This is a genomic window from Streptomyces sp. NPDC111606 (assembly GCF_055656945.1).
Window position 1 is genome coordinate 213,736 of the sequence record NZ_JBVKBY010000001.1, and the last position, 14,442, is coordinate 228,177.

Below are 14,442 nucleotides of genomic sequence, written 5' to 3' on the forward strand. Positions count from 1 at the left end.
CATGCCACATCACGGTCCCGTCAAGAGTGCCGCAAAGACTGACAAATACCGGTGCCGACCTCCCAAGTGGACGTCGGCACCGGCCGGTTGATGATCCCTCACCTCACCCCGCGAGGTTGTCCGCCAGCTCCTCGGAGAGGTTCGCCTCCGTGCCCGGGATGCCCAGGTCCTGGGCCCGCTTGTCGGCCATGGCCAGCAGTCGGCGGATACGGCCGGCGACGGCGTCCTTCGTCAGCGGCGGGTCGGCGAGGGCGCCCAGCTCTTCGAGGGAGGCCTGCTTGTGGTCCATGCGCAGCCGGCCGGCGGCCGCGAGGTGCTCGGGGACCTCCTCGCCAAGGATCTCCAGGGCCCGCTGGACACGGGCGCCGGCGGCGACGGCCGCACGGGCGGAGCGGCGGAGGTTGGCGTCGTCGAAGTTGGCGAGGCGGTTCGCCGTGGCGCGCACCTCGCGGCGCATCCGGCGCTCCTCCCAGGCCAGCACGGACTCGTGCGCACCGAGGCGGGTCAGCAGGGCGCCGATCGCGTCGCCGTCCCGGACGACCACGCGGTCCACGCCGCGCACCTCGCGGGCCTTCGCCGCGATCGACAGCCGACGGGCCGCGCCGACCAGGGCGAGCGCGGCCTCGGGGCCCGGGCAGGTCACTTCCAGGGAGGAGGAGCGGCCGGGCTCGGTGAGTGAACCGTGCGCCAGGAACGCACCACGCCAGGCCGCCTCGGCGTCACAGGTGGCCCCGGAGACCACCTGCGGGGGCAGGCCGCGGATGGGGCGGCCCCGGCCGTCGACCAGACCGGTCTGCCGGGCCAGCTGGTCACCGCCGGCGACCACCCGTACGACGTAACGCGAACCGCGGCGCAGCCCGCCCGGCGCCATCACGATCAGCTCGGAGCTGTGGCCGAAGATCTCCAGGATGTCCCGCTTGAGCCGGCGCGCCGCCATCGCGGTGTCCAGCTCCGCCTCGATCACAATGCGCCCGCTCACCAGATGGAGGCCGCCGGCGAACCGCAGAATGGCGGAGACCTCCGCCTTCCTGCAGCAGGTCCGGGTGACGGGGAGCCGGGAGATCTCATCCTTCACCGCTGCCGTCATCGCCATGGGCCGATCCTTCCATGCATCCGAAAAATACGGTCGTACGCGGCGGCGAGCAGCTCCGGGTCGTGCCGGGGCGTCCCGTCCGTCCGGGCCACCGGGGCCAGCTCGACCGCGGCGCCGAGCCGCTTGGCCGCCTCGGTGAGCACATCGCGGTCGGGCACGGCAGCCTCGTCGGCCAGCACCACGTCCAGGGCGAGTTTAGGGGCGTGTCGTCCCAAAACCTCCAAATGACGCTGCGGTGAGAAGCCTTCGGTTTCTCCCGGTTGCGGCGCGAGGTTCAGGGAGAGTACCCGGCGCGCCTTCGTCTCGGTGAGGGCGTCCAGCAGTTCCGGCACGAGCAGGTGCGGGATGACCGAGGAGAACCAGGACCCCGGGCCGAGCACCACCCAGTCCGCATCCCGGACGGCGGCGACGGCCTCCGGAACGGCGGGCGGGTCGTGCGGCACCACGTGTACCGACTGCACCTCGCCGCAGGTGAGGGCGACGTTCGCCTGCCCGCGGATGGTGTCGACCTCCTCGGGCCGGTCCGGGTCGTGCCCCTTGACCAGAGCCTGCAGCTCCAGCGGTACGGCGGACATGGGCAGCACGCGCCCGTGCGCGCCGAGCAGCTTGCCGACCAGGTCGAGGGCCTGGACATGGTCGCCGAGCTGCTCCCACAGGGCGACGATCAGAAGGTTGCCGACCGCGTGGTCGTGCAGGTCGCCCTTGGAGTGGAAGCGGTGCTGGATGACGCGGGACCAGGTCTGGCCCCAGTCGTCGTCGCCGCACAGCGCGGCCAGCGCCTTGCGCAGGTCGCCGGGCGGCAGCACGCCCAGCTCGTCACGCAGGCGCCCGCTGGAGCCGCCGTCGTCCGCCACGGTGACGACGGCGGTGAGATCGCCGGTGATCCGGCGCAGCGCGGCGAGCGAGGCGGACAGGCCCATGCCGCCGCCGAGGGCGACGACCTTGGGCTGAGCGCCCCGGCGGCGTGGCTTTGCGCCACGGGCCTCGGCGGGTCGGGCGGTGCGTGACTCGGGCACCGCCCGGCGCAGCCTGCCCAGCCGCGGTGTACGTCCCGTCATTCCCGTCCCATGTCCCGGTGTACGACCACCGTCTCCACGCCCTGGGAGGCGAGGCGGGCGGCGAGCTTTTCGGAGGTGGCGACCGAGCGGTGCTTGCCGCCGGTGCAGCCGACCGCAATGGTCACGTACCGCTTGCCCTCACGGCGGTATCCGGCCGCGATGAGCTGGAGCAGCTCGGAGTAGCGGTCGATGAACTCCTTCGCGCCCGGCTGGTTGAAGACGTACGCCGATACCTCCTCGTTGAGGCCGGTGAAGGGGCGCAGCTCCGGGACCCAGTGCGGGTTGGGCAGGAAGCGCATGTCCACGACCAGGTCGGCGTCGACCGGGAGGCCGTACTTGAAGCCGAAGGACATGACCGTGGCCCGCAGCTCGGGCTCCTCGTCGCCGGCGAACTGGGCGTCCATCTTGGCCCGCAGCTCGTGCACGTTGAGGCTGGAGGTGTCGATCACCAGGTCGGCGTCACCGCGCAGCTCGCGCAGCAGCTCGCGCTCGGCGGCGATGCCGTCGACGATGCGGCCGTCGCCCTGGAGGGGGTGCGGACGGCGCACCGACTCGAAGCGGCGCACCAGGGCGTCGTCCGAGGACTCCAGGAAGACGATCCGGCGGGTCACGCCCCGGGTGTCGAGGTCGGACAGCGACTCACGGAGGTTGTCGAAGAAGCGGCGGCCACGGACGTCGACGACCACCGCGATCCGCGCCACGTTGCCCTGGGAGCGGGCGCCGAGCTCCACCATGGTGGGGATCAGTGCCGGCGGGAGGTTGTCGACGACGAACCAGCCGAGGTCCTCCAGACACTTCGCGGCCGTCGAGCGCCCGGCCCCGGACATGCCGGAGATGATCACCAGCTCGGGGATGGCCGCCTCGGGGACCGCGTCGACGCCCGTACTCACCTGTGCTCCGTCTTCCTGGGGTGCGTCCTGCTGGGTGAGATCCTCGCCGTCCTTCCTGTGCTTGTCCTGAGCCTGTTGATCTCGCTCACCTGTGGGCTGTGTCTCGTGCTCGCTCATCTCTCCTGCCCCCGTCGTTCGTCCGGGGCGCCCGCGGACACGGGCTCCCCCGAGGTCTCCGCCGTCGTATCGGATTCCTCGTCTTCCATGATCTCTCCAGTCGCCGTGTTCACGGCGGGTGCGGCCGGGGCCGCCTGGGCGAAGGCGATGGCGATCGCCTCGGCCGTCTTGCGACCTATGCCCGGAACCTCGCAGATCTGGTCGATTGTCGCGGATCGCAGCCTCTTCACCGAACCGAAGTGCTTGATCAGCGCCTGTTTGCGGGTCTCACCAAGGCCGGGGACGTCGTCCAGCGGGCTGGACCGGAAGCGCTTGGCGCGCTTGGTGCGCTGATAGGTGATCGCGAAGCGGTGCGCCTCGTCCCGGACGCGCTGGAGCAGATAGAGGCCCTCGCTGGTGCGGGGCAGGACGACCGGGTCGCCCTCGCCGGGCAGCCAGACCTCTTCCAGGCGCTTGGCGAGGCCGCAGACAGCGATGTCGTCGATGCCGAGTTCGTCCAGGGCCCGCTGGGCGGCCGCGACCTGCGGCTGTCCGCCGTCGACGACGACGAGCTGCGGCGGGTAGGCGAAGCGCTTGGGTCGGCCGTCGTCCTCCTTGAGGCCGTTGCCCCGGCCGTCGGTGACGTCGTCGTCGAGGCCGTCGGCGATGGGCGCGACGGAGGTGTCGGTGAGGGGGCCGGTCGACGTGTCGCCGAGGCTGTTCCCAGCGTCGGCCCACTCGCCCGTCTTCTCCTTCTCGGCGAGGTAACGCCTGAAGCGGCGGGTGATCACCTCGTGCATGGAGCGGACGTCGTCCTGGCCCTCGAAGCCCTTGATCTGGAAGCGGCGGTACTCGCTCTTGCGCTGCAGCCCGTCCTCGAAGACGACCATGGAGGCCACGACGTCTTCGCCCTGGAGGTGGGAGATGTCGTAGCACTCGATCCTGAGCGGGGCGCTGTCCAGGTCGAGGGCTTCGGCGATCTCCTCCAGGGCGCGCGAGCGCGTGGTCAGGTCGGAGGCGCGCTTGGTCTTGTGCAGGACGAGCGCCTGCTGGGCGTTGCGCTCCACGGTCTCCATGAGGGCGCGCTTGTCGCCTCGCTGCGGGATGCGCAGGGAGACGCCCGAGCCGCGCCGGCCGGTCAGCCACTCCTGCACGGGCTCCACCGGGTCGGGCAGGGCCGGGACGAGGACCTCCTTGGGCACCGCGTCCCCGGTCTCCTCGCCGTAGAGCTGCTGGAGCGCGTGCTCGACGAGGGCGCCGGTGGTGATCTCCTCGACCTTGTCGGTCACCCAGCCGCGCTGGCCGCGCACCCGGCCGCCGCGGACGTGGAAGATCTGCACGGCCGCCTCGAGCTCGTCCTCGGCGACCGCGATGAGGTCGGCGTCGGTCGCGTCGGCGAGCACGACCGCGTTCTTCTCCATGGCCTTCTTCAGGGCCTCGATGTCGTCGCGCAGGCGGGCGGCCCGCTCGTACGCCATCTCGTCGGCCGCCTCCGTCATCTGCTTCTCCAGGCGCCGCAGATAGGTGCTCGTGCGGCCGGTCATGAAGTCGCAGAACTCATCGGCCAGTTCGCGGTGCTCCTCGGCGGAGACGCGGTCCACGCAGGGGGCGGAGCACTTGCCGATGTAGCCGAGCAGGCAGGGGCGGCCGGTGCGGCGGGCGTTCTTGAAGACGCCCGCCGAGCAGGTGCGCACGGGGAAGACGCGCAGGAGGAGGTCGACGGTGTCGCGGATCGCCCACGCGTGCGCGTACGGCCCGAAATACCTGACGCCCTTCTTCTTGTGACCGCGCATCACCTGCACGCGCGGGAACTCCTCGTTCATCGTCACCGCGAGGTACGGGTAGCTCTTGTCGTCGCGGTACTTGACGTTGAACCGGGGGTCGTACTCCTTGATCCAGGAGTACTCCAGCTGCAGGGCCTCGACCTCCGTGGACACCACCGTCCACTCCACGGACGCGGCCGTGGTGACCATCGAGCGGGTGCGCGGATGCAGGCCGGCGAGGTCCTGGAAGTAGTTCGCCAGGCGCTGGCGCAGGCTCTTCGCCTTTCCGACGTAGATCACCCGGCGGTGCTCGTCACGGAACCTGTACACCCCGGGAGAGTCCGGGATCTGTCCCGGCTTGGGGCGGTAGCTGGAGGGGTCGGCCATGTCTCACACCCTACTGGCGCCCGCTGACACTCCGGCGAGGCTGTGGATAACCGGCCCGGCCGGTCGGCGGGACTCCAGGAAGGCGAGAACGGCCAGGACACGGCCGTGGTCGGCGCCGGCCCCCGGGAGCCGCGGCCCTGGTGGACTGACCGGTGGATCACCCTCGGCTGCGCGGTCCGCCTCACTGTCGTACATGCGGTCCGTCCCACTGGCGCACATGCGGTCCGCCTCACTGGCGTACGTGACGACGAGCACACCGGTGCCGTGCGCGTGGATGGCCGCCCTCGGCGCGAACGGACGGGTGGCCCTGGCCGCGGCACTCTCGCGAGGGCCCGATCGAAGGCGGAGCCAGGACCTGGTGAGCCCACGCGCCGACGTGGCCCCGGCCTGGTCACCGGGCCGAACCTCCGCCTGAGTCGGCAACACCAGGACCAACACAAGGACCGGCACGGCGACTTGAGAGGGCGGGGCGGACAGCGGCGTCGGGACTCGGCCAGGGTGCGCAGCTGTTGGGCGGCAGGTGTTGTCGGGACTGGGTCAACACGCTTCAATGCGGTGGAACTCGGGGCCCTGAACGACGGCGTACGGATGTGAAGACCCCCCGCCACGCCGACGGGGGTGGCCCCGACGCTCCGCGCGACGGTCTGACCAGCCGTTGTGAACAACCACAGAAAGGCCCCTGCATGCCGCACGCCACTCAGCACGCGGACGTCCCCACCGTCGCCGCCGCAGAACTGGACACGGCCCTGCGAGGCGGCCCCTTCCACGTGGCCCTGCGTGCAGCGATAGCCGCCCGGGGACTGCCGCTGCAGCGGGTGCAGCACCATCTGTCCCGCCGTGGGGTGAGGGTCGGCGTCACCAGCCTGAGCTACTGGCAGCAGGGGGCCCGTCGGCCCCAGCGCCCCGAGTCACTGCGTGCGGTGCGGGCGTTGGAGGAGATACTCCAGCTGCCGGAGGAGTCCCTGATCCGGCTGCTCGCCGAGGCGGACGACCACTCCACCCTCCAGCAGCCGGCGGCCCGCTCCTACCGCTCCCTCGTGGAGGCCTCGGGCGTCCTGGAACAGCTGCTGGCCGAACTGGACTGCCCGACCGACGGCGGCCTGCACACCCTCGCCCACCACGAGCGGGTACACATCGGGGGGCGCCGCGAACTGGCGGGGCGCGAGTCGCACCATATCGTGCGCGCCCACAGGGACGGTGTGAACCGCTTCGTCGCCGTCCACCACGGCGACCCGGGCTGCGTGCCGGAGGGCATGACAGTGCACGCCGTGGAGAACTGCCGTACGGGACGCGTCCGTTGGCACCACGACACCGGCGTCCTGGTGGCGGAGCTGCTCTTCGGCACCCGCCTGCGGGCGGGCGACACGTACCTCTTCCGTTACGGCGTCGAGGACGGCACGGCCGACGTGTCCCGCGAGTACGCCCGGGGCTTCCCGCTCGCGGGCGGCCAGTACGCCCTCCAGGTCCGGTTCGCCGAGAACGCCCTCCCGGTCCGCTGTCACCGGTTCTCCCAGCACTCGGCGGCAGCGCCACGCAGCGGCCGTCAGGGGCTGGCCCTCAGCGGGCTGCACCGGTCCGTCCACCTGGTCGAGCCGCGGGTGCGGTCGGGGATCGTGGGCATCGGGTGGGAGTGGGAGTGAGCTGAGGCGTCGCCCCGCCCGTCGGCCGGGCTCGCCCGGCCCAGGCTCTTGACGGAGGGGACGTAAACGATTGCGCAAGCGTTTACGTCCGGCGCCGAATGGGATACGTTCCCCGCCAGAACCCCGCGGCGCGCGGGTGGCGGTGTCCCAGGGAGGGGCGGGCGCAGGGAGGGGATCGTGATGGCAACCATGGCCGACGTCGCGCGGAGCGCCGGCGTGTCCGTGGCGACCGTCTCGCATGTACTGAACGGCACCCGGCCGGTGCTGCCCCACACCCGCCAGGCGGTGCTGGACGCCATGGACGAGCTCGGCTACACGCCCAACACCCTCGCCCGTTCCCTCGTGACCTCTCGCACCCAATCCATCGGGCTCGCGGTGTCGGCGATCAGCAACCCCTACTTCACCGAGATACTCCAGGGCGTCGAAGCGGGCGCCCTGGAACACGGCTACAGCCTGCTCATAGCCGACCCGCACGACGATCCCGTGCATGAACGCAAGGTCGTCCAGCTCCTGCACGAGCGCCGCGTGGACGGCATGATCGTCGCTCCTTCCGCCGAGCCTCACGAGCTCCTCGCCTATCTCGGGCGCCACAAGGTACCGACCGTCCTTCTCGACCGCGTGGTCGACGCCCCGGCGGACGGGTCGACGGGGTTCGATCAGGTCTGCGCCGACAGCGCCGCACCCATGGCCCGACTGGTCACCCATCTCGCCGACGTCGGCCACCGTCGGATCGGCCTGGTCGCCGGCCTGCCGGGCCTCAGCACCACCAGCGAGCGGCTCACCGGGTACCGCGACGGCCTGGCAGCGGCCGGGCTCGCGTACGACGAGCGCCTCGTCGTGCACGGCGACTCCGAGTCGGCCGCAGCCGAACGAGCCACCGCCGCGCTGCTGTCCCTCGCCGCGCCGCCCACCGCGCTCGTCACCGCCAACAACGCGATGACCATCGGTGCCCTGCGCGCCCTGCGTGACCACGGCCTGTCCGTGCCCGACGACATCGCGTTGTGCTGCTTCGACGACTTCGCCTGGGCCGACCTGTTCTCGCCCAGGCTCACCGCGATAGCCCAGCCCAGCAGGGACATCGGCGCTCAGGCGGTCCGCGTGCTCCTGGACCGCCTCGCCTCACCCGACGGGCCCGCCCGGACCGTGCGTCTCCCCTGCGCCTTCGTGCATCGCACCTCGTGCGGGTGCGCCGAAGAGCCGGGGCGGTCCAGGAGGTCCGCGAGGCTCGAGAAATCCGCGAGGTCCGAGGGCACCGCCAAGCCCTCGACACCCGACAGTCCCGAACAGCCCCTGACGTCCGTGAAAGGAACCGTCTCGTGATCGTCGTCGCCGGTGAGGCCCTGATCGACCTGGTACCGCAGGGCACGGGCGCCCTCGCGAGCCTGAAGCCGGCGCTCGGCGGCGGCCCCTACAACACCGCCGTGTCCCTCGGCCGCCTCGGCTCCCCCACCGCCTTCTGTTCCCGAACGTCCTACGACGCCTTCGGTGAGGCCCTGCTCGACGGGCTGCGGGCGGCCGGGGTGGACGTGTCAGCCGTGCAGCGCGGTATGGAGCCGACCACGCTCGCGGTCGCCACCATCGACACCAAGGGCTCTGCCGCCTACTCCTTCTATGTCGACGGCACCGCCGACCGGCTCTTCACGGCGTCCGAGGAGCTGCCCGCGGGAACCCGCGCTGTGTCCTTCGGTACCTGTTCGCTCGTCCTGGAACCGGGAGCGAGCGCCTATGAGGAGCTGATGCGCAGCGCTGCCTCGCAAGGGGTGTTCACCGCGCTCGACCCGAACATCCGGGCCGGACTGATCCCCGACCCGGATGGATACCGGGCCCGGTTCAAGAGCTGGCTGCCGTCGGTGTCGCTGCTGAAGCTCTCCGAGGAGGACGCGCTGTGGCTGGGCGGCACGCCGCTCGAGTGGCTGGCCGCCGGGCCTTCGGCCGTCGTGATCACTCGGGGCGGTGAGGGGCTGACCGCCTTCACGAGGGACGGCGCCGAGCACTCCGTGGCGGGTGAGGAGGTCGACGTCGTGGACACGATCGGTGCGGGCGACACCGTGAACGCGGCCCTGCTGCACGGCTTGGCCGCCCAGGACGCCTTGTCCGCCGAGGCGCTCGCGGGACTGGGTGCCGACGGCTGGACACGGCTGTTGCGGTTCGCGGCGCGGGCTGCCGCGATCACCTGCTCCCGGGCGGGCGCCGAGCCGCCGTATGCCTCCGAAGTGGGGGACTTCTAAGAGGCGTTCCGCTACGCGGCGTTCTGTTCCATTCGATTCCGCTGTTGAGCAGTCAAGGTTCGTGGCAGCCACAGGGATCGGGCCGCTGATGATCCAACGTGCTGCGCCCCGCGGGGAGTTCCCGCGGGGCGCAGCAATTTCAGGATGCGTATTGGCTCGTTGCTCGTCAGCCTCAGGCCTTGCGGGCCCGCGTCGCCTTCTTCGCGGGCGTCGCCTTCTTCGCGGCAGCTGCCTTCTTCGTGGCCCCGGCCGCCTTGTCGGTGGCCTTGTTGTTGACCGTCTTCGCGGTCCTGGCCGTCGCCGTCTTCTTCGCCGTGGCTCCTGCCGCGACCGTCTTCTTGGCGGCCGTCCGACGTGGCGCCTTCACCGGGGCGGCGTCGCTGATCCGGTCGGCGTCGAGGATCTCGCGCAGGAACTTGCCGGTGTGGCTGGTGGGGACCGCGGCAACCTGCTCGGGGGTGCCCTCGGCGATGACGAGGCCACCGCCGGCGCCACCCTCGGGACCCATGTCCACGACCCAGTCCGCGGTCTTGATCACGTCGAGGTTGTGCTCGATGACGATGACCGTGTTGCCCTTGTCGACCAGGCCGGACAGCACCCTCAGCAGCTTGCTGATGTCCTCGAAGTGCAGACCGGTGGTCGGCTCGTCGAGTACGTAGACCGTGCGGCCTGTGGAGCGCTTCTGCAGCTCGCTCGCGAGCTTCACCCGCTGGGCCTCACCGCCGGACAGGGTCGTCGCGGACTGACCGAGGCGGACGTAGCCGAGACCGACGTCGTTCAGCGTCTTGAGGTGACGGTTGATCGACGGGACGGCCTCGAAGAAGTCCATGGCTTCCTCGATCGGCATGTTCAGGACCTCGGCGATGGACTTGCCCTTGAAGTGGACCTCCAGGGTCTCCCGGTTGTACCGGGCGCCGTGGCAGACCTCGCACGGGACGTAGACGTCCGGGAGGAAGTTCATCTCGATCTTGATGGTGCCGTCGCCCGCGCAGTTCTCGCAGCGGCCGCCCTTGACGTTGAAGGAGAACCGGCCCGGCAGGTAGCCGCGGACCTTCGCCTCGGTGGTCTCGGCGAAGAGCTTGCGGATGTGGTCGAACACGCCGGTGTAGGTCGCCGGGTTCGACCGCGGGGTGCGGCCGATGGGCGACTGGTCGACGTGCACGACCTTGTCGACGAGGTCGTCGCCGTCCACCCGCGTGTGCCGTCCGGGCACGCTGCGGGCGCCGTTCAGCTCGCGCGCGAGGTGCGTGTACAGGATGTCGTTGACCAGCGTGGACTTGCCGGAGCCGGACACACCCGTGACCGCGGTGAACACGCCCAAGGGGAACGAGACGTCGATGTCCTGGAGGTTGTTCTCGCGGGCGCCGTGCACCGTGAGCTGCCGGGACGGGTCGTGCGGGCGTCGGATGTCGGGCAGCGGGATCGACTTCTTGCCGGCCAGGTACTGCCCGGTCTGCGACTCGGCGTTGGCGAGCAATTCCTTCAGGGAGCCGCTGTGCACGACCTTGCCGCCGTGCTCACCGGCGCCGGGGCCGATGTCGACGATCCAGTCGGCGACCTTGATGGTGTCCTCGTCGTGCTCGACGACGATGAGCGTGTTGCCCATGTCGCGCAGCCGGACCAGGGTCTCGATCAGCCGGTGGTTGTCGCGCTGGTGCAGACCGATGGACGGCTCGTCGAGCACGTACAGCACGCCGACGAGTCCGGAACCGATCTGGGTGGCCAGGCGGATGCGCTGGGCCTCGCCTCCGGAGAGCGTGCCGGCCGCGCGGTTGAGTGAGAGGTAGTCCAGGCCGACGTCGACCAGGAACCGCAGCCGCTCGTTGACCTCCTTCAGCACACGCTCGGCGATCTTCTTGTCGCGGGCGTTGAGCTTCAGCTCGCCCAGGAACTCCGCGCAGTCGCTGATGGACATCGCGGAGACCTCGGCGATCGACTTCTCCATGATCGTGACCGCGAGGACGATCGGCTTCAGGCGCGTGCCCTCACAGGTGGGGCAGGGCACCTCGCGCATGTAGCCCTCGAAGCGCTCACGGCTGGCGTCGCTCTCCGCCTCGCTGTGCCGACGCTTTACGAAGGGGACGGCCCCTTCGAACGGCGTCGTGTACACGCGCTCGCGCCCGTAACGGTTGCGGTAGCGGACCTCGATCTGCGTCTTGTGGCCGTACAGCAGGGCCTTCCTGGCGCGCTGGGGCAGGCCCGCGAACGGGATGTCCGTGCGGAACCCCAAGGCGTCCGCGAGAGCGCCGATCAGGCGGCCGAAGTAGTCCTTGGTGTGGCCGTGCGACCAGGGGTGGATGGCGCCCTCGTCGAGGGACTTGTCCTCGTCCGGGACGATCAGCTCGGGGTCGACCTCCATGCGCGTGCCGATGCCGGTGCACTCGGGGCAGGCGCCGAAGGGCGAGTTGAACGAGAAGGAGCGCGGCTCCAGCTCCTCGAAGGAGAGGTCGTCGTACGGGCAGTACAGGTGCTCCGAGTACATGCGCTCGCGCTCGGGGTCGTCCTCGGGGAGGTCGACGAAGTCGAGCACGACCATCCCGCCGGACAGGCCGAGGGCGGTCTCCACGGAGTCGGTGAGCCGGCGCTTGGCGGAGTCCTTCACCGTGAGGCGGTCGACGACCACCTCGATGGTGTGCTTCTCCTGCTTCTTCAGCGTGGGCGGGTTGGACAGCTGGATCGTCTCGCCGTCCACACGCGCGCGGGAGTAGCCCTTGGTCTGAAGATCGGCGAAGAGATCGACGAACTCGCCCTTGCGCTCGCGCACCAGCGGCGACAGGACCTGGAAGCGGCTCCCCTCCGGCAGCTCCAGGACCCTGTCGACGATCGCCTGCGGCGACTGGCGCGAGATCGGGCGGCCACACTCGGGGCAGTGCGGCTTGCCGATGCGCGCGAAGAGCAGACGCAGATAGTCGTAGACCTCGGTGATGGTGCCGACCGTCGAGCGCGGGTTGCGCGAGGTCGACTTCTGGTCGATGGAGACCGCGGGGGACAGACCCTCGATGAAGTCGACGTCCGGCTTGTCCATCTGGCCGAGGAACTGCCGGGCGTACGACGACAGCGACTCCACGTAACGCCGCTGTCCTTCGGCGAAGATCGTGTCGAAGGCCAGCGAGGACTTGCCCGACCCCGACAGGCCCGTGAAGACGATGAGCGAGTCGCGCGGCAGGTCGAGCGAGACATTCTTCAGGTTGTGCTCGCGCGCGCCACGGACGATGAGACGGTCGGCCACGCCGGTCCGCACCTTTCTTGAGAGAAGTGACAGGGGGGCGAGGCCCCCGTGTTTTCTCGGACTAGGCCCCCGTGTTCCTCAGACTAGGGGGAGCCACTGACAACGCCGGTCGGATTCCCGAATGGGACAACAATCCCGAGCCATCCAGCATGCCCGACGTCACGACCGACCCTATAGCACGCGCATTCGAATTACGGCACTCGTTCACCACCTTCACCCAAAGGTGTGGCGGGGCTAATGTCAGCACCATGATTGATCACGCTCGTGACCTGGTGTCTGTACGTGAAGCGACCGAAAGGCTGCTCACCGCAGCGGCCAAGCTGGACAACGCGTCGGCGACCGAGCCGTCACGGCTTCCCGGCTGGAGCCGCGGCCACGTCCTCGCCCATATCGCCCGCAACGCCGACGCCCTCGTGAACGTCCTCGAGGGGCGCCCCATGTACGCCTCCGCCACCGCCCGGGACGCCGACATCGAGCGGGACGCCCCTCGGCCCCTCGACGTGCAGCTCACCGACGTGCGCGACAGCGGGGCCCGCTTCCAGGAGACGGGAGCGGCCCCCGCGGACTGGTCACGCACGGTGGAGCTGCGCAACGGGGTCACCGACGCGGCGGCCCGGGTGCCGTTCCGGCGCTGGGTCGAGGTGGAGCTGCACCATGTGGACCTCGGGATCGGGTACGAGCTGGAGGACGTGCCGGCGGAGTTCGTGGAGCGGGAGATCGACTTCCTCGCGGAGCGGTTCACCGGGCACCCCGATGTGCCGTCGACGCGCCTCACGGACGGCACGCGCGCGTGGAGCACGGGCCGCGAGGCGAGCACTCCCGAGGTCACCGTCCAAGGTTCCGGACCCGATCTGCTCGGTTGGCTCGCCGGCCGCCGCGACGGCTCCGCACTGACCGCGCAGGGCGGCACGCTGCCGTCGCTGCCCCCGCTGTAACAGCCGTAAGGTCCCTGAGCCGACCTGCCCTCAACGCTCTGCCCGCTCCGGTGGCCCGGACGGCCCAGGGACCGCTCTGCCGCTATAGGCTGCCGACATGACGTACAGCGGACAGGTGACGGTCGGTGGCCCTGCCGACGTGCACGAGCTCAAGGACCTGATGATCACCAAGATCGCGGTCGGCCCGATGGACAACAATGCCTATCTGCTGCGCTGCCGGGCCACCGACGAGCAACTGCTGATCGACGCCGCCAACGAGGCGGAGACACTGCTGGGCATGATCGGCGACGACGGCATCGCGTCCCTCGTCACCACTCATCAGCACGGCGACCACTGGCAGGCGCTCGCCGCGGTCGTCGACGCCACCGGCGCGCGCACGTACGCCGGCCGTGACGACGCCGACGGCATCCCGGTGCCGACCGACGTCCTGGTCGACGACGGCGACATCATCCGCGTGGGGCGTGTGGAGCTCACCGCGCGCCACCTGGTCGGGCACACGCCGGGCTCCATCGCCCTCGTCTACGATGACCCGCACGGACATCCCCATGTGTTCACCGGGGACTGTCTGTTCCCGGGCGGTGTGGGCAACACCCGCAAGGACCCTGCAGCGTTCGCCAGTCTGATCCACGACGTCGAGACGAAGATCTTCGACGCCCTGCCGGACGAGACATGGGTCTACCCGGGGCACGGCAACGACACCTCGCTGGGTGCGGAACGGCCTCATCTGCCGGAGTGGCGCGCGCGGGGCTGGTGACCCTGGCTGGTGACGGCAGGGCTGGTCACCGCCGGGCGGGGCTTGGTGAGGGCCGCCCCGGCAAGCACGCGCGCCATGCGCTCCCCGCGCACGCGCCCCGTGTGAACCGTTCACACACGTTGGTGTGCTGCGCGCGCTCCCGGCGCGCGTTGTTGCGCAGTCAACTGGAAGCAGCCCCGCGCAGGATGACGGCTCCTGAGCGGTACGGGCCGCCGGTCTTCAACCCCGCCCTCGACCGGCGGCCCCGGCGGCGGCTGCTGCCGTGGAAGTGCCTTGGAAACAGGCTGTGTTCACAAGAACGCAACACCCTTTCCCACTATGCGGAAACTGACCGTCGTGACCTCGACAAACACGACGGCCCACTGCCAA

Annotated in this window: 10 protein-coding genes; 5 read left to right on the forward strand and 5 right to left on the reverse strand. The window is 70.4% G+C overall.

Annotated elements, in window-relative coordinates; genetic code table 11:
- Positions 1-103: 103 nt before the first annotated feature.
- From whiA to uvrC, 4 genes are read right to left on the reverse strand one after another with little or no spacing between them, the layout of a single operon-like run.
- Positions 104-1,093, reverse strand: coding sequence for a DNA-binding protein WhiA (gene whiA, locus ACZ7M7_RS01025; RefSeq protein ID WP_472111576.1), 990 nt, complete (start codon positions 1,091-1,093; stop codon positions 104-106).
- Positions 1,084-2,151 carry a gluconeogenesis factor YvcK family protein gene (locus ACZ7M7_RS01030; protein ID WP_472111578.1) on the reverse strand — a complete coding sequence of 356 codons (1,068 nt, stop codon included), beginning with the start codon at positions 2,149-2,151 and terminating at the stop codon, positions 1,084-1,086. Before ACZ7M7_RS01030 ends, whiA begins: the two co-directional genes overlap by 10 nt.
- A complete protein-coding gene (gene rapZ / locus ACZ7M7_RS01035; RefSeq protein ID WP_451167963.1) occupies positions 2,148-3,158 on the reverse strand; it encodes an RNase adapter RapZ in 1,011 nt (336 codons plus the stop codon). The genes ACZ7M7_RS01030 and rapZ overlap by 4 nt, the downstream gene beginning before the upstream one ends.
- Positions 3,155-5,287: an excinuclease ABC subunit UvrC gene (gene uvrC, locus ACZ7M7_RS01040; RefSeq protein ID WP_472111580.1), complete on the reverse strand. Its 2,133-nt coding sequence runs from the start codon at positions 5,285-5,287 to the stop codon at positions 3,155-3,157. The genes rapZ and uvrC overlap by 4 nt, the downstream gene beginning before the upstream one ends.
- 683 nt (positions 5,288-5,970) lie before the next feature.
- On the opposite strand from uvrC, the gene ACZ7M7_RS01045 reads away from it, so the two are divergent.
- The 3 genes from ACZ7M7_RS01045 (at position 5,971) to ACZ7M7_RS01055 (ending at position 9,155) form a co-directional block, all read left to right on the forward strand.
- Positions 5,971-6,927 (forward strand): hypothetical protein, encoded by a 957-nt coding sequence (locus ACZ7M7_RS01045; RefSeq protein WP_472111582.1) that lies wholly within the window; start codon positions 5,971-5,973, stop codon positions 6,925-6,927.
- Positions 6,928-7,107: 180 nt separating this feature from the next.
- Positions 7,108-8,247 (forward strand): LacI family DNA-binding transcriptional regulator, encoded by a 1,140-nt coding sequence (locus ACZ7M7_RS01050; RefSeq protein ID WP_472111584.1) that lies wholly within the window; start codon positions 7,108-7,110, stop codon positions 8,245-8,247.
- Complete coding sequence (locus ACZ7M7_RS01055; RefSeq protein ID WP_472111586.1) at positions 8,244-9,155, forward strand: carbohydrate kinase family protein; 912 nt, start codon at positions 8,244-8,246, stop codon at positions 9,153-9,155. The genes ACZ7M7_RS01050 and ACZ7M7_RS01055 overlap by 4 nt, the downstream gene beginning before the upstream one ends.
- Before the next feature lie 172 nt (positions 9,156-9,327).
- On the opposite strand, the gene uvrA is transcribed toward ACZ7M7_RS01055, so the two are convergent.
- The gene (uvrA, locus tag ACZ7M7_RS01060) at positions 9,328-12,384 is read right to left on the reverse strand and encodes an excinuclease ABC subunit UvrA (RefSeq protein ID WP_472111588.1); all 3,057 of its coding nucleotides are present in this window, start codon (positions 12,382-12,384) and stop codon (positions 9,328-9,330) included.
- Between the two features lie 248 nt (positions 12,385-12,632).
- Between uvrA and ACZ7M7_RS01065 the strand changes: the two genes are divergently transcribed.
- Positions 12,633-13,319 carry a maleylpyruvate isomerase family mycothiol-dependent enzyme gene (locus ACZ7M7_RS01065; RefSeq protein WP_472111590.1) on the forward strand — a complete coding sequence of 229 codons (687 nt, stop codon included), beginning with the start codon at positions 12,633-12,635 and terminating at the stop codon, positions 13,317-13,319.
- A 97-nt stretch (positions 13,320-13,416) separates the two neighbouring features.
- Entirely contained in the window at positions 13,417-14,073 is a 657-nt protein-coding gene (locus tag ACZ7M7_RS01070; protein ID WP_383597034.1) for an MBL fold metallo-hydrolase, read from the forward strand.
- Positions 14,074-14,442: the final 369 nt, after the last annotated feature.